General features: G+C 67.0%; 23 protein-coding genes. 14 read left to right on the top strand and 9 right to left on the bottom strand.

Features of this window, described 5'->3' with window-relative positions:
- Positions 1 to 19: 19 nt before the first annotated feature.
- Together lipA and lipB are read right to left on the bottom strand one after the other, a co-directional pair.
- On the bottom strand, positions 20 to 1,009 hold the full coding sequence (gene lipA / locus ACNPM4_RS13790; protein ID WP_400858794.1) for a lipoyl synthase: 990 nt from the start codon (positions 1,007 to 1,009) through the stop codon (positions 20 to 22).
- Positions 1,006 to 1,659 carry a lipoyl(octanoyl) transferase LipB gene (gene lipB, locus ACNPM4_RS13785; protein ID WP_448986032.1) on the bottom strand — a complete coding sequence of 218 codons (654 nt, stop codon included), beginning with the start codon at positions 1,657 to 1,659 and terminating at the stop codon, positions 1,006 to 1,008. Before lipB ends, lipA begins: the two co-directional genes overlap by 4 nt.
- Before the next feature lie 95 nt (positions 1,660 to 1,754).
- Between lipB and ACNPM4_RS13780 the strand changes: the two genes are divergently transcribed.
- The 4 genes from ACNPM4_RS13780 to ffh are packed head-to-tail and all read left to right on the top strand — an operon-like array spanning position 1,755 to position 5,116.
- Positions 1,755 to 2,342 (top strand): TetR/AcrR family transcriptional regulator, encoded by a 588-nt coding sequence (locus ACNPM4_RS13780; RefSeq protein WP_448986031.1) that lies wholly within the window; start codon positions 1,755 to 1,757, stop codon positions 2,340 to 2,342.
- Positions 2,343 to 2,377: 35 nt separating this feature from the next.
- Positions 2,378 to 3,040 (top strand): hypothetical protein, encoded by a 663-nt coding sequence (locus ACNPM4_RS13775; RefSeq protein ID WP_448986030.1) that lies wholly within the window; start codon positions 2,378 to 2,380, stop codon positions 3,038 to 3,040.
- Positions 3,037 to 3,543, top strand: a complete 507-nt coding sequence (locus ACNPM4_RS13770; protein ID WP_400858800.1) for an RNA polymerase sigma factor — start codon at positions 3,037 to 3,039, stop codon at positions 3,541 to 3,543. The genes ACNPM4_RS13775 and ACNPM4_RS13770 overlap by 4 nt, the downstream gene beginning before the upstream one ends.
- A gap of 13 nt (positions 3,544 to 3,556) precedes the next feature.
- Entirely contained in the window at positions 3,557 to 5,116 is a 1,560-nt protein-coding gene (gene ffh, locus ACNPM4_RS13765; protein ID WP_372466906.1) for a signal recognition particle protein, read from the top strand.
- A 7-nt stretch (positions 5,117 to 5,123) separates the two neighbouring features.
- On the opposite strand, the gene ACNPM4_RS13760 is transcribed toward ffh, so the two are convergent.
- The gene (locus ACNPM4_RS13760) at positions 5,124 to 6,038 is read right to left on the bottom strand and encodes an EamA family transporter (protein ID WP_448986029.1); all 915 of its coding nucleotides are present in this window, start codon (positions 6,036 to 6,038) and stop codon (positions 5,124 to 5,126) included.
- A gap of 78 nt (positions 6,039 to 6,116) precedes the next feature.
- Between ACNPM4_RS13760 and ACNPM4_RS13755 the strand changes: the two genes are divergently transcribed.
- On the top strand, positions 6,117 to 7,043 hold the full coding sequence (locus ACNPM4_RS13755) for a LysR family transcriptional regulator (RefSeq protein WP_262000868.1): 927 nt from the start codon (positions 6,117 to 6,119) through the stop codon (positions 7,041 to 7,043).
- Positions 7,044 to 7,050: 7 nt separating this feature from the next.
- On the opposite strand, the gene glpK is transcribed toward ACNPM4_RS13755, so the two are convergent.
- The 3 genes from glpK to ACNPM4_RS13740 all read right to left on the bottom strand — a co-directional run bounded on the left by glpK (position 7,051) and on the right by ACNPM4_RS13740 (position 11,160).
- Positions 7,051 to 8,565: a glycerol kinase GlpK gene (gene glpK, locus ACNPM4_RS13750; RefSeq protein ID WP_448986028.1), complete on the bottom strand. Its 1,515-nt coding sequence runs from the start codon at positions 8,563 to 8,565 to the stop codon at positions 7,051 to 7,053.
- A gap of 38 nt (positions 8,566 to 8,603) precedes the next feature.
- Positions 8,604 to 9,359: an MIP/aquaporin family protein gene (locus ACNPM4_RS13745; RefSeq protein ID WP_091036087.1), complete on the bottom strand. Its 756-nt coding sequence runs from the start codon at positions 9,357 to 9,359 to the stop codon at positions 8,604 to 8,606.
- 91 nt (positions 9,360 to 9,450) lie between these two features.
- A complete protein-coding gene (locus ACNPM4_RS13740) occupies positions 9,451 to 11,160 on the bottom strand; it encodes a glycerol-3-phosphate dehydrogenase/oxidase (protein ID WP_448986027.1) in 1,710 nt (569 codons plus the stop codon).
- A gap of 103 nt (positions 11,161 to 11,263) precedes the next feature.
- Here ACNPM4_RS13740 and ACNPM4_RS13735 point away from each other — a divergent pair, with 103 nt between their 5' ends.
- Complete coding sequence (locus ACNPM4_RS13735; RefSeq protein WP_029263513.1) at positions 11,264 to 12,235, top strand: sugar-binding transcriptional regulator; 972 nt, start codon at positions 11,264 to 11,266, stop codon at positions 12,233 to 12,235.
- 24 nt (positions 12,236 to 12,259) lie between these two features.
- Here the strand turns inward: ACNPM4_RS13735 and ACNPM4_RS13730 are convergent, their stop codons facing one another.
- On the bottom strand, positions 12,260 to 13,411 hold the full coding sequence (locus ACNPM4_RS13730) for a glutamate--cysteine ligase (RefSeq protein ID WP_448986026.1): 1,152 nt from the start codon (positions 13,409 to 13,411) through the stop codon (positions 12,260 to 12,262).
- A gap of 210 nt (positions 13,412 to 13,621) precedes the next feature.
- Here ACNPM4_RS13730 and rpsP point away from each other — a divergent pair, with 210 nt between their 5' ends.
- From rpsP to trmD, 4 genes are read left to right on the top strand one after another with little or no spacing between them, the layout of a single operon-like run.
- Positions 13,622 to 14,056 (top strand): 30S ribosomal protein S16, encoded by a 435-nt coding sequence (gene rpsP / locus ACNPM4_RS13725; RefSeq protein ID WP_029263511.1) that lies wholly within the window; start codon positions 13,622 to 13,624, stop codon positions 14,054 to 14,056.
- A 6-nt stretch (positions 14,057 to 14,062) separates the two neighbouring features.
- Positions 14,063 to 14,293, top strand: coding sequence for an RNA-binding protein (locus ACNPM4_RS13720; protein ID WP_017830729.1), 231 nt, complete (start codon positions 14,063 to 14,065; stop codon positions 14,291 to 14,293).
- The gene (gene rimM / locus ACNPM4_RS13715; RefSeq protein WP_417506346.1) at positions 14,277 to 14,894 is read left to right on the top strand and encodes a ribosome maturation factor RimM; all 618 of its coding nucleotides are present in this window, start codon (positions 14,277 to 14,279) and stop codon (positions 14,892 to 14,894) included. Before ACNPM4_RS13720 ends, rimM begins: the two co-directional genes overlap by 17 nt.
- 19 nt (positions 14,895 to 14,913) lie before the next feature.
- Complete coding sequence (trmD, locus tag ACNPM4_RS13710) at positions 14,914 to 15,633, top strand: tRNA (guanosine(37)-N1)-methyltransferase TrmD (RefSeq protein WP_448986025.1); 720 nt, start codon at positions 14,914 to 14,916, stop codon at positions 15,631 to 15,633.
- Between the two features lie 35 nt (positions 15,634 to 15,668).
- On the opposite strand, the gene ACNPM4_RS13705 is transcribed toward trmD, so the two are convergent.
- Positions 15,669 to 16,262 (bottom strand): histidine phosphatase family protein, encoded by a 594-nt coding sequence (locus tag ACNPM4_RS13705; protein WP_448986024.1) that lies wholly within the window; start codon positions 16,260 to 16,262, stop codon positions 15,669 to 15,671.
- A gap of 46 nt (positions 16,263 to 16,308) precedes the next feature.
- Positions 16,309 to 17,091 carry a type I methionyl aminopeptidase gene (map, locus tag ACNPM4_RS13700; protein ID WP_029263507.1) on the bottom strand — a complete coding sequence of 261 codons (783 nt, stop codon included), beginning with the start codon at positions 17,089 to 17,091 and terminating at the stop codon, positions 16,309 to 16,311.
- Positions 17,092 to 17,200: 109 nt separating this feature from the next.
- Here map and ACNPM4_RS13695 point away from each other — a divergent pair, with 109 nt between their 5' ends.
- From ACNPM4_RS13695 to ACNPM4_RS13680, 4 genes are all read left to right on the top strand, one after another.
- Positions 17,201 to 17,689 (top strand): hypothetical protein, encoded by a 489-nt coding sequence (locus ACNPM4_RS13695; protein ID WP_029263506.1) that lies wholly within the window; start codon positions 17,201 to 17,203, stop codon positions 17,687 to 17,689.
- A gap of 169 nt (positions 17,690 to 17,858) precedes the next feature.
- Complete coding sequence (gene rplS, locus ACNPM4_RS13690; RefSeq protein ID WP_017830722.1) at positions 17,859 to 18,206, top strand: 50S ribosomal protein L19; 348 nt, start codon at positions 17,859 to 17,861, stop codon at positions 18,204 to 18,206.
- Between the two features lie 118 nt (positions 18,207 to 18,324).
- Positions 18,325 to 19,047, top strand: a complete 723-nt coding sequence (gene lepB / locus ACNPM4_RS13685) for a signal peptidase I (RefSeq protein ID WP_029263505.1) — start codon at positions 18,325 to 18,327, stop codon at positions 19,045 to 19,047.
- The coding region (locus tag ACNPM4_RS13680) for a ribonuclease HII (RefSeq protein ID WP_448986023.1) at positions 19,044 to 19,461 on the top strand (418 nt) is incomplete at its 3' end. The genes lepB and ACNPM4_RS13680, both read left to right, overlap by 4 nt.

The following is a 19,461-nucleotide window of genomic DNA, read 5'->3' as shown; positions in this document are numbered from 1 at the left end:
CCCCGGGGACGACGGTCGATCAGACGGCCTGGGCGAACCCGAGGTCGGCGCTCTCTGCGATGTGCGACAGGTGGTCGGGGATCTCGCGCCCCTTGGACACCATCGACTGTGCCCACAGGCGCCCCGCACGGTACGACGACCGCACCAGCGGACCTGCCAGCACGCCGAGGAAGCCGATTCGCTCCGCCTCTTCCTTGAACTCGACGAATTCCGCCGGCTTCACCCATCGCGCGACCGGCAGGTGGCGGGGCGTGGGTCGGAGGTACTGCGTGATCGTGATGATGTCGCAGCCGGCTTCGTGCAGATCGTTCAGGGCTTGCACGACCTCTTCCGGCTCCTCGCCCATGCCGAGGATCAGGTTCGACTTCGTGATCAGTCCCGCATCGCGTGCCTGGGTGAGGACGTTCAGCGAGCGCTCATAGCGGAACGCGGGACGGATGCGCTTGAAGATGCGGGGCACCGTCTCCACGTTGTGGGCGAACACCTCCGGGCGGGCGTCGAAGATCTGTCCCAGGAAAGCGGGGTCGGCGTTGTGTTCGTTCGCGAGCAGCTCGACCCCGGTGTTCGGGTTGAGTTCGTGGATCTTCCGCACGGTCTCCGCGTTGAGCCACGCTCCGGTGTCCGGCAGATCGTCGCGGGCGACGCTCGTCACCGTGGCGTAGCGCAGGTTCATCCGTGCCACGCTCTCGGCGACGCGGCGAGGCTCGTCGGTGTCGTAGGCATCGGGCTTCCCCGTGTCGATCTGGCAGAAGTCGCATCGACGGGTGCATTGAGAGCCGCCGATGAGGAATGTCGCCTCGCGATCCTCCCAGCACTCGTAGATGTTCGGGCAGCCGGCCTCCTGGCACACCGTGTGCAGATCCTCACTCTTGACGAGGGAGTGGAGTGCCGTGTACTCCGGGCCCATCTTCGCCTTGGTCTTGATCCACTCCGGTTTCCGTTCGATCGGCGTCTCCGCGTTCCGGATCTCGAGTCGCAGGAGCTTGCGGCCCTCGGGGGCGGCGGTCATGCGCGGGCTCCTGTCAGCTCGGTGCGACCGTATTCGGTGACGAATGCCTCCGTCACCGCATCGACGAGATCGAGGGGGGACACGGCGGCGCCGACGACCTCGCTCACCGTCGTGACGCCGGCGTCGGTGATGCCGCACGGGACGATGCCCTGGAATCCGGCGAGCGTGTTGTCGCAGTTGATCGCGAAGCCGTGCATCGTCACCCCTTGCTGTACCCGTACACCGATCGCTGCGACCTTGTCCTCGGAAAGCGGGCGCCGCACCCACACTCCGCTCCGACCGTCGACCTGATAGCCCTCGATCCCGAACGGCTTGAGGATGTCGATGAGGAGGCGCTCCAGGCGACGCACATGCGCGACGACGTCGATGGGCTCGATCAGCCGCACGATCGGATACCCCACCAGCTGCCCCGGGCCGTGCCAGGTGATCTTGCCCCCGCGGTCCACATCGATCACCGGTGTGCCGTCCTGCGGACGCTCGTGCGCTTCGGTGCGTTTTCCCGCCGTGTAGACGGCCTCGTGTTCGAGGAGGATCAGCGTGTCCGGACGGATGTCGGCGACCACGCCGGCATGAACGCGTCTCTGCAGATCCCACCCGGCGACGTACGGCATGGGCGTCGGAGCGAACCCCGGAGTGAGGATGTCGAGCATCACGCTCTCCTTCTCTGATTAATTGGACCGAGGGCAACAATACTCCTCCGACGGTTGTCCGGTGCCTTCGGGCCGCGTCACGGTAGCGTGAGGGCATGAGTTCCACCGGCAGAGCAGGACGCCCGAAGGCGTCTTCGCGAGAGACTCTCGCGGAGGCGGCGTGCGAGCTCTTCCTGGAGCGCGGGTACGACGCGACGTCGGTGGCGGACATCACCCAGCGGGCCGGAGTGAGCAGGTCGAGCTTCTTCAACTACTTCACGTCGAAGAGCGACGTGCTCTGGTCAGGCGTGGACGAGCGCATCGGCGAAGCGATCCGGTCGCTCGGTGCGCTGGGGCGCGGGGCATCCGGCGATGCGGTGCGCCGGATCCTGCTGCTGGTCGTGCACGGTTTCGAGCCGGATCCGCTCGCCCTCGCGCTCCGCAATGCGGCGGCGATGGGTTTGCAGGATGAGCTCGTCAGGGACACCGGGCTCCGTCTGGCGCGGCTTTCCGATGCCGTTGCCGCCGCGGCGCGGACCGCGGGAATCGACGTCATCCGCGCCGACATCCTCGGAGCCGCCTACGCCGCAGCCGTGCTGTCGGCGCTGCGCGTCTGGGCGGAGCAGGGCGCGGGGCGCGGAACGCCGGAGGTCGTGCTGCGCGAGGCGCTCGGCCTGATCAACGACCTTCCCTGGCGAGAGTGACTCGCGCGGACGAAACGTCGTGAGCCGGACAGGTCATGAGTGAACCCACCCCCGAGGAGGAACTCATGATTCGAGACCAGTTGGACGAGCTGCTGGATGCGTCGGCACCGCCGCCCGCGACGATCCGGTCCGTCGACACGCGTGCGATGCTCGCCGAAGCGAGAACCGTCGCGAGGCCGCGGCGGAGGGGCCGCCGAGCAGCGGTGCTGAGTGGAGCGCTGGGCCTCCTGCTCGTCGGCGGTGCGGGCATCGCGACCGCGTCGTCAGACTGGCTCTGGGGGTCAGGGCTGGAGGATCCCGACCGAAGCTACACGTACACGTCGCCCACCTGGGGAGAATGCGAGATCCGCTACAGCGGTTGGGATACCCACAACCCGGTCACCCAGCTCCAGGTCAACCGGATCATCGACGACTGGTTCGCGAACACGGATGTCGAAGCGGCCGCGGAACCGTATGTGGCGGAGCAGCTCGCCGCCGTCGAGGCTGACCTGGCTGCGTCGGAGGAGACAGCCACGGATCCGCGGCAGCCTGACTTGAACGCGTGGCGAGCGCACGATCAGGCCCTCTCCATGGCGCTGTACGAGGAGCTGAAGGCCAACGGGATAGACACCGGTCGCGGTGACCTGGCAGGCGCGGATTCGCACAGCCAGCTCCACTGCGAAGGGGAGGACTGGGACGGCGAGGGGGGTACACCGTGACCCGTCACCCGGAGGATGCGTTGCTCCTCGCGGCCTTTGAGGCGAGCGCGTCGGATCTATTCGCGTACCTCTCGCGTCGAGTCGGCCCCGACGACGCTGCAGATCTCCTGAGCGAGACCATGGTCGTCGCGTGGCGCCGTGTTCGTCGACTGCCCGACGATCCCGAGCGTGCACGGATGTGGTTGTTCGGCGTTGCACGCGGAACGCTGCTCAATCATTCGCGCGGGGAGCGTCGGCGATGGGCGCTGGCGGACCGCATTCGTTCTCACGTCTCGCAGGAGCTTTCGACGGCCCCTGCGGACGCGGGCGCAGAGGTACGCGATGCGATCTCGCGTCTCGACCCGGACCTCGCCGAACTCGTCCGCCTGGTGCACTGGGACGGTTTCTCCCTGACCGACGCGGCCGAACTGCTGGGGGTTCCCGCGTCGACGGTGCGGGGGCGCTACCAGAGGGCGAAGGTCGAGCTCCGCGCCGCGCTGAGCGTGGAGGCTCCACTCGCGTAGAATCGACAGCACCATGGCTACCTTTGGCACGCTCTCCGATCGACTCACCGAGACCTTCCGCAATCTGCGCACGAAGGGAAAGCTCACTGCTGCCGACGTCGACGGCACCGTGCGCGAGATCCGCCGCGCACTGCTCGACGCCGACGTCGCACTCGTCGTCGTCAAGGAGTTCACCGCGAAGGTGCGCGAACGCGCCCTCGGTGACGAGGTCAACAAGGCGCTGAACCCCGCGCAGCAGGTCGTCCAGATCGTCAACGAGGAACTCGTGCAGATCCTCGGCGGCGAGCAGCGGCGCCTGCAGTTCGCGAAGACCGCACCGACCGTCATCATGCTCGCGGGCCTGCAGGGTTCCGGTAAGACGACCTTCGCGGGCAAGCTCGCGAAGCAGCTCGAGGGGGAGGGCCACACGCCTCTCCTGGTGGCCGCCGACCTCCAGCGCCCGAACGCCGTCAACCAGCTGCAGGTGGTGGCCGAGCAGGCAGGTGCTGCGGTCTACGCGCCCGAGCCCGGCAACGGTGTCGGCGATCCCGTGAAGGTATCGCGCGAGGGCGTCGAGTACGCGCGTCGTCAGCAGCACGACGTCGTGATCATCGACACCGCGGGTCGTCTCGGCGTCGATGCCGAGCTCATGAAGCAGGCCGCCGACATCCGCAAGGCCGTCGACCCCGATGAGGTCCTGTTCGTCATCGACGCGATGATCGGTCAGGATGCCGTCAACACGGCGAAGGCGTTCCAGGAGGGTGTCGACTTCACCGGCGTCGTCCTGTCCAAGCTCGACGGCGATGCCCGCGGTGGGGCGGCGCTGTCGGTGGCCTCGGTCACCGGTCGTCCGATCATCTTCGCCTCCACAGGAGAGCGTCTCGAAGACCTCGAGCCGTTCCACCCCGACCGCATGGCGAGCCGCATCCTCGACCTCGGCGACATCCTGACCCTCATCGAGCAGGCCCAGCAGGCCTTCGATGAGGAAGAGGCCATGAAGATGGCCGAGAAGCTCGCGACCGAGGCCTTCACCCTCGAGGACTTCCTCGACCAGCTTCAGCAGATGAAGAAGATGGGTTCGATGAAGAAGATGCTCGGGATGCTCCCGGGCATGGGTCAGATGAAGCAGCAGCTCGAAGACTTCGACGAGCGTGAGATCGACCGCACCGAGGCCATCATCCGCTCGATGACCCCGGGGGAGCGTCGCAACCCCAAGGTGCTCAACGGCTCGCGTCGTCTGCGCATCGCGCGTGGTTCCGGCATGACCGTCACGGACGTGAATCAGCTGGTGCAGCGCTTCGAGCAGGCCGCGAAGATGATGAAGACCGTGGCCCGCGGCGGCACGCCGAACATTCCCGGTATGGGTGCGGTCCCCGGAATGGGGCGGCCTGGCGCATCCTCGAAGCGCGGCAAGAAGACGAAGTCCTCCGGTGGCTCGCGTTCGGGCAACCCGGCGAAGCGCGCGGCGGAGAACGCCGGAATCACCGCGACCTCGACGCCGACCGGTTCGGGCTTCGGCCTCGGTGGTGCTGCAGGCCAAGCGCCGAGTGAGGCCGACCTCGCCGAGATCCAGAAGCTGTTCGGCAAGGGCTGAACCGCGCTCAGCGCGGAGCGGCCAGGGCGGCGGATGACGTCTGCCGCGATCGCCTGGCGTCTGCGGCCGGCGGCCGGGCGACGATCTGTCCGAGGATGAGCGCGCCGATCGTGAGGGTCAGGCCGAACGCCTGGACAACCGTGAAGCGCTCACCCGCGACCAGCACACCCAGGATCGTCGCGACGATGGGGGAGAGTAGTGCGAGTAGGCCCGGCGCGATCACTGGGAGCTGCTGGATGCCTCGGAACCACAGCGTGTACGCGACGATCCCGCCGGCGGTGCCGAGCCAGAGATAGCCGAGCGCGGCTCCACCGTCGATCGCGGCGGGCACGCCCTCGACCGCGAGTGTGAGCGGGAGCAGCAGCAATCCACCAGCCGAAAGCTGCCATCCGGCGTATGCGACGGGACCGACTCGGTCAGGCCGTCCCCAGCGTTTGGTGAGGATCATCCCCGCTCCGGTGGCGGTGACGCCTCCGACCGCAGCCAGCACACCCCAGAAGTCGAGTTCCGCGGCCGGCCCCAGGACGACGAGCGCCACGCCGCCGGCTCCGATGACCGCCGCCGCTGCGGTGAGGGGTCTGATCCTCTCCTGCAGGACGAGGGCGCCGAGTATCAGCACGATGAGCGGTTGAGCTCCCGCAACAGCAGCGGCGACTCCGCCGGGAAGCCGCTCGGCCGCCAGGAACAGGAGGGGGAAGAAGGCGCCGATGTTGAGCGCGCCGAGCACGAAGGACTTCCACCACCACGACCCGTGGGGCAGTCGTCGGCTGATGAGCACGGCTAGCAGCCCGGCCGGGAGGGCGCGAAGCAGGCCGGCGAAGAGTGGATGGCCCGGCGGAAGCAGCTCGGTGGTGACGAGGTACGTCGTTCCCCAGGCGATGGGGGCGAGTGCGGTCAACAGCACAAGCGTCAGGCGGTTCATATCTCCAGCGTGCCCCCCGCGATCATATGAGTCCAACGCATGCTTGTCACGCCACCCATGAGGTGAAATCATCGACGGATGGAACTCCAACAGCTCCGGTATGTTGTCGAGGTGGCCGCGGCCTCCAGCTTCACTCGTGCGGCCGAACGGTGCTTCGTCACGCAGTCCGCGTTGAGTCATCAGATCGCCGCTCTCGAGCGTGAGCTCGGTCAGCGACTGTTCGTGAGATCGAGTCGCAGCGTTCGTTTGAGCGAGGCGGGGGAGGCGTTCCTGGAGCACGCGCGGACGGCGCTCCGGGCGGCAGAGCAAGCGCGGGAGAGCGTAGCCGCAGCGGTGGGCGTGGTGACCGGCACGCTCCGGATCGGCGTCATCCCGACGGTGACCGCCGTCGACATCCCGGAGGTGCTGGTCGCGTACCGGGCCGCGCATCCGCTCGCGCGAGTCGAGCTGCAGGTGGGGAACAGCGACGTGCTGATGACGCGCCTGCGTCGCGGCGACCTCGATGTCGCCCTTCTCGGTCTCCGCGAAGGGACTCAGCCGCTGGGTGTGGCTTCGCGCGTCCTGTCGCGGGACCGGCTGATGGCGGCGCTCCCTCGTGGGCACGAGCTGTCCGAGACCGGTGTGGTGACATTGCACGACCTCGCCGGTGCGACGTTCGCCGACTTCCCGGCGGGCACCTCGGGGCGCGCGCAGAGCGATGCGGCCTTCGCATCCGCGGAACTGTCGCGGGATGTCGCCTTCGAGGCGGACTCCGCCACCCTCCTCCTCGGTCTGGTCGCCGCCGGGCTGGCGGTGACTCTGCTCGCACCGGGGACGATCGAACGATCTGCGGCAGATGTCGCGACCGCCGAGGTCCGCGACGGTCCCGTACGCGTGGAGCACCTGGCGTGGGACCTCGCGGCACCGCGGAATGTGGCGAAGGCCTTCCTCGCCGTCATTGACGACGTCGTTCCCGGGAACGCGAAAGCGGGCCCGGAGGAGCACTCCGGACCCGCTTTCCTGTGACGTCAGGTCACTTCACGTCGTCGTCGACCCAGTCCATCGACTTGGTGACGGCCTTACGCCACAGGCGCAGCTGACGGTCGCGCTCCGCGTCCTCCATGGAGGGCTGCCAGCGCTTGTCTTCCTGCCAGTTCGCGGACAGGTCATCCAAGCCGTTCCAGAATCCGACAGCGAGGCCGGCTGCGTACGCTGCGCCGAGTGCCGTCGTCTCTGCGACGACCGGGCGCACCACCGGCACGCCGAGCACGTCGGCCTGGAACTGCATGAGCGCATCGTTGGCGACCATGCCGCCATCGACCTTGAGCTCGGTCAGGTCCACTCCGGCGTCGGCGTTGACCGCATCGAGCACGTCGCGAGTCTGGAAGGCCACGGCCTCCAGCGCAGCGCGCGCGATGTGGTTCTTGTTGGCGTAGCGGGTGAGGCCCACGATCGCGCCACGGGCGTCCGAGCGCCAGTACGGCGCGAACAGACCCGAGAACGCCGGGACGATGTACACGCCGCCGTTGTCCTCGACCTGCTCGGCCAGCTTCTCGACCTCGGGGGCCGAGGAGATGATGCCGAGCTGGTCACGCAGCCACTGGATGAGGGACCCGGTGACGGCGATGGAGCCCTCCAGTGCGTAGTGCGTCGGGCCGTCGCCGAGCTTGTACCCCACAGTGGTGAGCAGCCCGTTCTTCGAGTGGACGATCTCCTCGCCCGTGTTGAAGATCAGGAAGCAACCCGTTCCGTAGGTGTTCTTGCTCTCGCCGGTCTGGAACGCGGCCTGCCCGAACGTCGCCGCCTGCTGGTCGCCCAGGATGCCGGCGATCGGCGTCTCGCGCAGCAGCGACGAGCTCTCGGCGGTGCCGTATACCTCGGACGAGGAGCGGATCTCCGGCATCATCGAGCGCGGCACGCCGAACGCCTCGAGGATGTCGTCGCGCCACTCGAGCGTCTCGAGGTCCATGAACATCGTGCGGGAGGCATTCGTGACATCCGTGACGTGCACGCCGCCATCGGCTCCACCGGTGAGGTTCCAGAGGACCCAGCTGTCGGTGGTGCCGAAGATCAGGTCGCCCGCCTCCGCCTTCTCGCGCGCACCCTCGACGTTCTCGAGGATCCAGGCGATCTTGGTGCCGGAGAAGTACGTCGCCAACGGGAGGCCGACAACCGGCTTGAACCGCTCGACGCCGCCGTCAGCCGCCAGGCGGTCGACGATGTCCTGCGTGCGGGTGTCCTGCCAGACGATCGCGTTGTAGGCCGGCTTCCCGGTCTTCTTGTCCCACACGACGGCGGTCTCGCGCTGGTTCGTGATGCCGACTGCCGCGATGTCGTGACGCGTCAGGTCGGCGCGGCCGAGGGCCAGCCCGATGACCTCCTGCACGTTGCGCCAGATCTCGGCGGCGTCGTGCTCGACCCAACCGGCCTTCGGGAGGATCTGTTCGTGCTCCTTCTGGCCGGTCGCGACGATGCTGCCCTTCTTGTCGAAGATGATCGCGCGGCTCGACGTCGTTCCCTGGTCGATGGCGATGATGTAGTCAGCCACTTGTGCTCTCCTTTGAATTCAGTGCGATGGGATGTGCGTCAGCCGGCGAGGCCGAGCAGCACGGGTGCGGCGAGGGCGGCGATCACACCACCGATGAGGGGCCCGACGACGGGTACCCACGAGTAGGACCAGTCGCTGGCACCCTTGCCCTTGATCGGCAGGATCGCGTGGGCGATGCGCGGACCGAGGTCACGGGCGGGGTTGATCGCGTAGCCGGTCGGACCACCGAGCGACGCGCCGATTCCGACCACGAGCAGCGCCACCGGCAGCGCCGTGAGCGGCCCGAGGCCTCCGGGCACGCCGACCTCGATGTCGCCGTAGTCGGCGAACGCGAAGATGCCGAACACGAGCACGAAGGTGCCGATGATCTCCGTCACGAGGTTCCAGCCGTAGGAACGGATGGCGGGGCCGGTGGAGAAGACGCCGAGCTTGTTGGCGGCCTCCGGCTCCTCATCGAAGTGCTGCTTGTAGGCGAGCCAGACGACGATCGCACCGAGGATGGCGCCGACGAGTTCCGCCGCCGTGGCGGTGAGGAACATCACGACGCTGATCTTGCCGGCGACCATGAGGCCGATGCCGACTGCGGGGTTGAGGATCGCACCGGAGTACGCGGAGACGAGCACACCGGCGAAGACCGCGAGGCCCCATCCCCAGTTGACCATCAGGAAGCCGCCGCCGAAGCCCTTGTTCTTCGCAAGGGCCACGTTGGCGACCACACCACAACCGAGGAGGACCAGCATCGCTGTACCGACCAACTCCGAGAGGAAGTAGAGACCGAGATTCACATCAGCCATGTCTTCTTTGACCTTTCTTGTGTGTCGAGGCCCCTCTGCCCTGACACTTTATGGGGTTGCACCGCGAGGAGGGCGGCAGTCCGAAGTCCTGTCAGCCGCGGGTGCGGGAGCGGATATCGAGTCCGTGTCGTTCGTTCAGCAATTGGCGGGTCTGGTCGAGTTCGGCGTCGTGGCGCGCGCGGTCCCAGCCGAGCATCGGAGCGAGCGCGTCGGCGATCTCATCGAGCACCTCGGCGTTCGCGTTCCCGGTGAAGGCGATGCTGGTGCGGCGGAGCACGATGTCCTCGAGGCGCGCCACCATCTCGTTCTGCACCATCCACTCGAGCTCGCGCGTGGAGAGGTCGCCGCCCGCGAGGGGAGAATCCGGTCCCTGCTCGACATAGGCCCACACATCGGCTGCGCGTGTTCCGTATCGTGCAAGCAGCTGGTCGGCACGTGCCCCGGCGCCGGGGAGGTTCTCCTGGATCCAGATCCGGCGTGCCTTCTCAGTGCGCGGGAACTCGCGGCCGCCGCCGATCGCGCGTCCGGCGGTGGAGACTGTCCTGGTGCGGTCGATCAGGCTCAGCACGGTGTCGGAGAGCGACTCGCCGAGCGCGCGGAACGTGGTCCACTTGCCGCCGACGAGGCTGACGAGCGGGACGGCACCCTTCTCATCGACTTCGATGCGGTAGTCGCGTGACACGAACCCGGGGGCGGTGTCCTCGTGACGCGGCAGCGGACGGATACCGGAGAACTTGTAGACGATCTGATCGCGGGAGACCGGAATCGTCGGGAAGACGTGGTGGATCAGTTCGAAGAAGTAGTCGACCTCTTCCTCGGTGCACACCGGGACCTCGCGCGGGTCGGCGTCGATGTCGGTGGTGCCGACGAGCACTCGCCCCTTGAGCGGGTAGATGAGGACGATGCGGCCGTCGGAATGCTCGAAGAAGATCTCCCTGCCCTGCGTCGCCTCCAGCAGTTCGGGGTGGTCGAGCACGATGTGCGAGCCCTTGGTTCCGCCCATGAACCGGGTGTCCTCGCCGAGCGCGTCGTTCGTGAGGTCCGTCCAGGGGCCGGACGCGTTGACCACGACATCGGCGTGAACGCGGAATTCGGTGCCGCTCTCGCGATCGCGGAGGACCACCTCATCGCCCTCGCGCGCGATCGCCTCGACGTAGTTGAGCGCGTGTGCTTCGGGGTGTGCTGCGCGACCGTCCTGGAGCACGTCGAGCGCGAGACGCTCGGGGTCGTGCATCGACGCGTCGTAGTAGGTCGCCGTGTACTTGATGTTCGGGTCGAGCGACGGCAGTTCGGCGAGCGACTTCTTCCGACCGAGGAAGCGGTGTCGGGGCACCATTCCGCCGTCACGCGAGAACGTGTCGTAGATCGTCAGGCCGACCTTGATCAGGAACGCGCCGCGTTCCTGGGGCTTGCCGCTCTTGTGCGTCAGGAATCGCAGGGGAGCGGACAGGATGCCGGAGAAGGTGGAGTAGATCGGGATGGTCGTCTGCAGCGGCTTCACGTAGTGAGGGGCTATCTTGAGCAGTCCGTTGCGCTCCTCGACGGACTCGCGCACGAGCCGGAATTCGCCGTTCTCGAGATAGCGGATCCCGCCGTGGATCATGTGGCTCGACGCTGCGGATGCGCCCGATGCGAAGTCGCCGCGCTCGACGAGCACGACATCGACACCTTGGAGCGCCAGGTCGCGGAACGTGGAGATGCCGTTGATCCCGCCACCGATGACGAGCACCTTGGTGCGTCCGGATTCGCGGACGGCGCGAACCTCTGCGCGCTCCGCTGACGAGTGTGTGGAATCGATCATCGTCGACCCTCTCTTCCTTACTTGCCAACCAGCATCGACCTGTGTGGCATCCCGCGCAAGCCCACTGCACATATGTGCAAGGATCGAGGGTGAGGAGGTCACGATGGCCGGTCAGAGCGCGGAAACCCGCGATAGCAAGCTGATCGCGGCGCTCACGGCCGCGCAGCTCTACTACATGCAGGACAAGACGATGGAGGTGATCGCGCAGGAGCTCGGTACCTCCCGTTCCTCGGTCTCACGCCTCTTGAGCTTCGCGCGGGAGAGCGGCCTCGTCGACATCCGCATCAACTCGCCGCTGGAGCGGCTCGGCATGCTCGAACAGCGCATCCGCGACCGGCACCGGGTGGCCGCACACGTCGTTCCCATGCCCGAGATCCTCAGCGAGGTGGAACGTCTCGAGCGCGTCGCGCTCACGGCCGGCCGCCTGCTGTCCCAGTTCGTCGACTCCAATATGATCATCGGTGTGGCCTGGGGATCGACGATCAGTGCGGTGAGCCGCGGCCTCACGCAGAAGGAGACGCACAACACGACCTTCGTCCAGCTCAACGGGGCCGGCAACACCCAGACCACCGGCGTGGAGTACTCCAGCGACATCCTGCAGCGGTTCGGCAGCGCCTTCGGTGCGCAGGTGCAGCAGTTCCCCGTGCCCGCGTTCTTCGACGATCCCGCCACCCGTGAGGCGATGTGGCGCGAGCGCAGCACCCGTCGAGTGCTCGATCTGCAGGCGAAGATGGACGTCGCGGTCTTCAGCCTGGGGTCTCCGGCTGCCGAGGTTCCGAGTCGCGTGTACGTCGGCGGATATCTCGGACGCGACGACTACCGCAGCCTGCGCGAGGACCACGCGATCGGCGACGTCGCCACGGTGTTCTTCCGATCCGACGGATCCTGGCGGGATATCCGCGTGAACGCCCGGGCGACCGGACCGGGACTCGACCGCCTGCGCCGCGTTCCTCGTCGGATATGCGTCGTGTCGGGCGTCCCGAAGCTGGTCAGCCTCCGGGCCGCCCTCTCCGCAGGGCTCATCACCGACGTCGTCCTGGATGAAGGACTCGCCCGGCGCCTCGTCGAGGACTGAGTCGACCGCCGACAGAGGTCGTGGCTACGCGCCTTCTGTCGACGCCTCGGGTCCGGAACGGAACTCGCGGATGAGGTGCTGCACGACGGCGGTGAGATCACCGGCGGTGGCGTTCGCGATCACGAGCTGACGTTCGTAGCTGGCCCCGTTCTCGAGGGTGACGGCGTTGTTGCCGAATTCGCGGACGCAACCGAGTTCCACAGCCACGGGCGCCAGCTCATCGAGGACTTCGGCGAGATGCTCTCGCACCGGGCGCTGCGTTCCGGCCGCATCGACGATTACCCGTGCGTCGAGCCCGTATCGCGCCGCGCGCCACTTGTTCTCCCGGTGGAACCACGCCGGGAGTTCGGGAAGGGCCCGCCCCTCGTCGAGCTCACGGGAGAAGTGCTCGACGAGCACCTGCACGAGCGCCGCGACCGACGCAAGCTCCGGCAGCGTCGAGAGGCCGTCGCACGCTCGCACCTCGATGGTCCCCCAGCGTGGAGCGGGACGGATGTCCCAGCGCACCTCCGTGGCATCCGCCATCACGCCGGTGCGGACCATGTCGTCGAGATACGACTCGTACTGGGACCAATCGCGCAACGGCCAGGGGAGTCCGGCCGTCGGAAGCTGTTGGAACACCAGCGCGCGGTTCGAGGCGTAGCCGGTGCGCTCGCCCGCCCAGAACGGACTCGACGCCGACAGGGCCTGCAGATGGGGGAGGTATGCCGAGAGCGCGTTGATGATGGGGAAGACCTTGCGCTGGTCTTCCACCCCGATGTGCACGTGGATCCCCCAGATCATCATGTTGCGACCCCACCACTGGGTGCGCTCGATGAGGGTGTGATACCGCGACTTGTCGGTGACCTCCTGATCGAACCACTGCGCGAACGGGTGACTGCCCGCCGACAGCAGCTCGATGCCGGCCGGGTCCGTCGCGGTGCGCACAGCCGTGATGGCGTTCGCGATGTCGTCGACTGCATGCGCCACGGAATCGCCGATCCCGCTCGTGACTTCGATCGTGTTCGTGAGCAGCTCGCCGGTGACGGTGTGGCGCTCATCCTCGCTCTCGGCTTCGAGCGCCGCCAGCAGTTCCGGGGCGCGTCCGACGAGGTCACCGCTCACGGGATCCGCGAGCATGATCTCCCATTCGAGGCCGACGGTGGATCGGGCGGAAGTGGCGAACTCGAGTTTCACCCGCACAGTCTGACACGCGGGCGACGCGACACGACAACGGCCGTTGCGCCACGTTTCGCGCCGGGCGCGAGGATCTGGCAGAATAGAGGGTCGGACGACCTGCTCGACCCTCTATCCAGCAGGTGTCCACACTCATTTGAGCTTCCGCCGGGTGTGCACCCCACTCTCCAGGCGATCAGTTCGTTTCCTTCCACACAATTCAGGAGAATCGTGGCTGTCAAGATTCGTCTCAAGCGCCTGGGCAAGATCCGTGCGCCGTACTACCGCATCGTCGTCGCCGACTCGAAGACCAAGCGCGATGGTCGCGTGATCGAGGAGATCGGCAAGTACCACCCCACCGAGGAGCCCTCGTTCATCGAGGTCGACTCCGAGCGTGCGCAGTACTGGCTCTCCGTCGGCGCGCAGCCGACCGAGCAGGTCGCCGCCATCCTCAAGATCACGGGCGACTGGGGCAAGTTCAAGGGCGACGCCGACGCGAAGTCCACGCTCAAGGTGAAGGAGCCCAAGGCTCCCTTCGAGATCGATGCGTCCAAGAAGTCCGTCGTCAAGCCGAAGGCCGAGAAGAAGGTGGAGGCCCCCGCTGAGGAGGCTCCCGCCGCGGCCGACGCGGAGGCCGCTGAGGCCCCCGCCGCCGACGCAGAGTAATCCGCCGTGCTCGCCGCCGCGCTCGAACACATCGTCAAGGGGATCGTCGATCACCCGGAAGATGTCCGCATCAATGAATCCACATCGCCGCGAGGCGACCTCCTCGAGGTGCGCGTGCACCCCGATGACCGTGGACGCGTGATCGGGCGCGGCGGCCGCACAGCCAAGGCCCTTCGCACCCTCGTCAGCGCGCTCGCTGACGGGCGGCGGGTCCGCGTCGATGTCGCGGACGACTGACGTGGTGCCGAAGGACCGCAACCAGGGCAAGAATCAGCTGCGCGTCGGGCGTCTCGTGAAGGCGCACGGTCTCAAAGGCGGCCTCAAGCTCGAGCTGTACACCGACAACCCGGCGGGTCGTTTCACCCCCGGTGCCGGCTTCACGGTGCAGGTGCCCGAGGCATCGCCGTGGCACGGCAAGGACATCACCGTTCGCGAATACCGCTTGATGAACGGGAATCCGGTCGTCTTCTTCGAAGATGTCGATGACCGAGAAGCCGCCGAGAGCCTCGTCAAGGCGATCCTCTGGATCGATCAGGACGTCGATGAGGTCGAGGACGACGCCTGGTTCGATCACCAGCTCGTGGGGCTCGACGTCGTTCGCGACGATGCGGTCATCGGCCGGGTCATCCGCGTCGAGCACTTCCCGGCGCAGGATCTGCTCATCGTGAAGTCCGGCGAGAACGAGGTCATGGTCCCTTTCGTGGCCGCCATCGTCCCCACCGTCGACGTCTCGGCCGGTCGTCTGATCGTGACGCCGCCGCCGGGACTCTTCGAGGAGCTCCCCGACGCCGCGGATGCCGAGCAGCCGTCGGGCTCGGACGCCGAAGCCCCTGAGTGACCGCTGATACGGTTCCCCCGTGCGCATCGACGTCCTCTCCATCTTTCCGTCCTACTTCGACGGCCTGACGCTCTCCCTCCTCGGGAAGGCGCAGCACGCCGGCATCATCGACCTTCGCGTGCATGACCTCCGCGACTGGACGTCCGATCGTCACAACACGGTCGACGACACCCCGTACGGCGGTGGCGCCGGCATGGTCATGAAGCCGGAGCCATGGGGTCTTGCTCTCGATGACGTCGCCGGTCCGTCCGATACGGCGGGGGCCGAGCGACCGACCATCATCTTCCCGTCACCTGCCGGTGAGGTCTTCACGCAGAAGACCGCACGGGCGCTGGCCGCCCATGAGCACCTCGTCTTCGGGTGCGGACGTTACGAGGGCATCGACGAACGCGTCTTCGAGTACGCAGCCGACCTCGGCGAGGTGCGCCTCATCAGCCTCGGGGACTACGTCCTGAACGGGGGAGAGGTCGCCACGATGGCGATGATCGAGGCGATCGGGAGGCTCATCCCCGGCGTCGTCGGCAATCCGGAAAGCCTCGTCGAGGAGTCGCACGAGGACGGGCTCCTGGAGTACCCCTCGTACACGAAGCCCGCCTCATGGCGCGAGCGGTCGGTGCCGGACATCCTGCTGAGCGGCAACCACGGGGCGATCGCCACCTGGCGCCGCGAGCAGCAGTTCGAGCGCACCAGGCTGCGTCGCCCTGATCTCCTCCCGGACGACGAGACCTCGCAGTCCTGACCGGGATCGACGCCGAATCCGCTCGGATGCGCCTGTCAGAGCATCCGCTCCGAGGTGCCATCGATCTCGAAGACCACGCCATGCGGATGTCTCAGTCCGAGCGCGTTCGACGCATCGAGACGTCGTAGCTCGGCACGCAGCATCCGTCCGATCATCTCGTGGCTCACGAGCAGCGGTGTCCCCTCGGACGCCCATCCGCAGCTGCTGAGGGCCTTTCGCGCTCGGGAACGGGCTTGCGCGTAACTCTCACCGCCGGGGAATGCCCATCCGTAGCGATTGGCGGCGCGCTCCTCTCTGGCCATCGGATACGCCGTGTCGATCTCGTCCCAAGTCATACCCGCCAGCGCACCGTGATCGAGATCGGCGAGTTCCGGCACCTCAATGACCTCGGCCCCGAGCCGGTCAGCGATGATGACCGCGGTCTGCATGGCTCTACCGAGCGGGCTGGAGCACACGGTGAGCACGCCGGCGTCACCGAGGCGGGAGGCGATCGCGCGGGCTTGGGCGATGCCTTCGTCGGTGAGGGGCGAGTCGAGCTGACCCTGCAAGCGGTGTTCGACGTTCCACACGGTCTGACCATGCCGAGCGAGGAGAAGACGCTCCGGCACATGGCGATCCTGCGGAATCATGGACTCAGGATGGCATACGCCCTCGCGTTTCGGCTCGTGGCGCGGGTCAGTCCACGCCGAGGAACGATCGGTCGGTCAGGATGATGGGGCCGTCTTCCGTGATCGCGATGGTGTGCTCGGAGTGGGCGCCGCGTGAACCGTCAGCGCTGCGCAGGGTCCATCCGTCGGGGTCGGTCACCAGCTCGTCTGTCGTCGCGAGGAGCCAGGGCTCGAGTGCGAGGACCAGGCCGGCCCTCAGGGGAAAGCCCCGGCCGGCGCGGCCGTCGTTCGGCACGTGCGGGTCCCCGTGCATCGTGCGTCCGACTCCGTGCCCACCGAAGTCGGTGTTGATCGAGTAGCCCTCGCCGTGTGCGATGGCGGCGACGGCCGCGGAGATGTCGCCGATGCGGTTTCCGACCGTTGCGGAGTCGATCGCGGCGGTCAGGGCGCGTTCGGTGGTATCGATGAGTCGAAGGTCTTCTTCACGAGCCGCGCCGACGACGAACGACACCGCCGAGTCGGCGACCCAACCGTCGACCGACACTGCGAAGTCGAGGGTGACGAGGTCGCCGTCGCGCAGTGTGTAGTCATGGGGGAGGCCGTGCAGCACGGCGTCGTTGACCGAGGTGCAGATCACCTTGCCGAACGGACTCGCTCCGAACGAGGGGTGATAGTCGATGTAGCAGGACTCTGCCCCGGCCTTGCGGATCATGTCATGTGCGCGGCGATCGATCGAGAGGAGATTCGTCCCGACCTTCGTCTCGTCGCGCAGGGTGGCCAGCGTCTCGGCCACGAAACGTCCTGCGGCGCGCATCTCATCGATCTCGGCAGGGGTGCGCAGTTCGATCATCGGGTTTCCTCTCGTCGTCTCCATTCTCCCTGATCCGGCGCGGCCGGTTCCCCGACCGCTCTCAGCGAACACCGGGCCACAGGGGCGGGCATCGTCGTACGATCTGAGCATGTGGTTGCGACAGGCCTTCTTCCGCTGGCTTCTCCCGGCGGCGTTCCTCCTGCCGCTCTGGCTGCTGATCGGCTGGGGGGTCTTCCAGGGCGGCTGGTCCATCCTCTGGGTGCTGCTCATCGCGATGCCGTCCGTCTTCGTCGGGCAGCTCCTGCTCACGCTCCTGACGCGCTCGCGCCCGTCCGTTCGCATCGAGCGGGCCGTGTCGTGGTGGGACGTCGTCGGTTTCACGATCTGGAACGGGCTCACCATCGCCGTCGGCTTCTTCATCGACGGGGCTTTCCCATGGTTGCTGACCGGCGCGATCGTCGCCGGCATCGCCCTGATCTGGTTGCAGCTGTGGCAGCTGTGGAACGAGGCGAAGGGGAGCGGGACCCGACTGCGCGAGACCATCACCTGGTCCACGATCCCGACCGTCGACGAACCGGCCCCTCCTACACGAGCACACGAGATCATCGTGGTGCGGGAGACCGACGGTCGCGACTGAGGTCATCGTTTTGGCCGGTCGCGGCATCCATGGCAGAATGGGTGTTTGTGCTGTGACCGGCTCTGCCACAGGGGAGCCCGCGGACGTTCACCGTTCCGTACAGCTCACTCCCTTCTTGTTCCTTTGAATACATGCATGCGACCTGTGGCGGGTGCAGAGAGAGATGATCATGCAGATCCTCGACGCCGTCGACGCGGCTTCCCTTCGTTCGGACATCCCGGACTTCTTCCCCGGTGACACCGTCAAGGTTCACGTCAACATCACCGAGGGCAGCCGCTCTCGTATCCAGGTCTTCCAGGGTGTCGTCATCGGCCGTCAGGGCGACAGCGTGCGCGAGACCTTCACGGTCCGCAAGATCAGCTTCCAGGTGGGCGTCGAGCGTACCTTCCCGGTGCACTCCCCGGTGATCGACCACATCGAGGTCGTCACCCGCGGTGACGTGCGTCGCGCGAAGCTCTACTACCTCCGCCAGCTCCGTGGCAAGAAGGCCAAGATCAAGGAGAAGCGCGACCGCTGAGTCGCAGGTTCTCCACAGCACCCCAGGACACGATGTCCTGGGGTGCTGTGTTCTGTCCCCGGTGTGCGAACCTTGATACCGTCGCGCCAGAGCGGTGTATGACTCGAGAAGGATCCTGATGACTGATTCGCCGGCCGCGCGCACTTCCAGACGACGCGGGTTCCTGGTCTTCCTCCGCGACGTGCTGGTGATCATCGTGATCGCCGCCCTCGTGTCCTTCGTGGTCAAGAGCTTCGTCGTGAGGTCGTTCTACATTCCGTCGGCCTCGATGGAGCGCACCCTTCTTGTGAAGGATCGGATTCTCGTCGACGAGCTGACCCCTCGGTGGACCGACTATGCACGTGGCGATGTCGTCGTCTTCAAGGATCCGGGCGGCTGGCTCGATCCACAGCCGCAGACGCCCGCTCAGCCTCCGCTCGTTCAGGCGGTCGACTGGGTCCTCAACTTCGTCGGCATCTCCGCGACGGACTCGCAGGACCACCTCGTGAAGCGCGTGATCGGTTTGCCCGGCGATCATGTCGTGTGCTGCAACGCACTCGGCCAGATCACGATCAACGGCGCCCCGATCGACGAACTCAGCTACCTGAACCTCCCCGAGGGCGACACGGCCGCCTCGAACGAGCCGTTCGACGTGGTCGTTCCCGATGACTCGGTCTGGCTGCTGGGCGACAATCGCGATCGATCGCGCGACGCGCGCGCACATCAGGACCTCCCCAGCGGGGGCTTCGTCCCGATGGAGAACATCGTCGGCAAGGCCTTCCTGACGACCTGGCCTCTGGATCGCATGGGACCGATCGACGGCCACCACGACACTTTCAACGGAGTTCCGGACCCCGAATGACCGTGATCACCCCGAAGCTGACCCTGGAACGCAAACTCCTGGGGGAGTGCGGCGTGATCATCGCGCTGGATGAGGTGGGTCGAGGCGCACTCGCCGGTCCCGTCGCCGTCGGCGCCGCGATGATGGATGCGGCAGGCGTGCGACGTCGCGTGCCGGATGGTCTGCGTGATTCCAAGCTCGTGACGGAGAAGCGTCGGCCCGATGTCGCGGCACGCGCAGCGGCGTGGGTGCAGGCCTCTGCCGTCGGCTGGGCGAGCGCCGAAGAAGTCGACCAGGTCGGCATCATGCGGGCGCTCGGACTCGCCGCATCGCGCGCTGTGTCGGCGATCGCTGCGCAGGGGGCTTCGATGGACGAGGCGCTCGTTCTGCTCGACGGGAACCACGATTACGTCTCCCGAGTGCATTCGTCGCCGC

The organism is Microbacterium umsixpiens, assembly GCF_053543675.1.
Note: the sequence above shows the minus strand (reverse complement) of the source record. Positions and strands in the feature narration are given on the sequence as shown.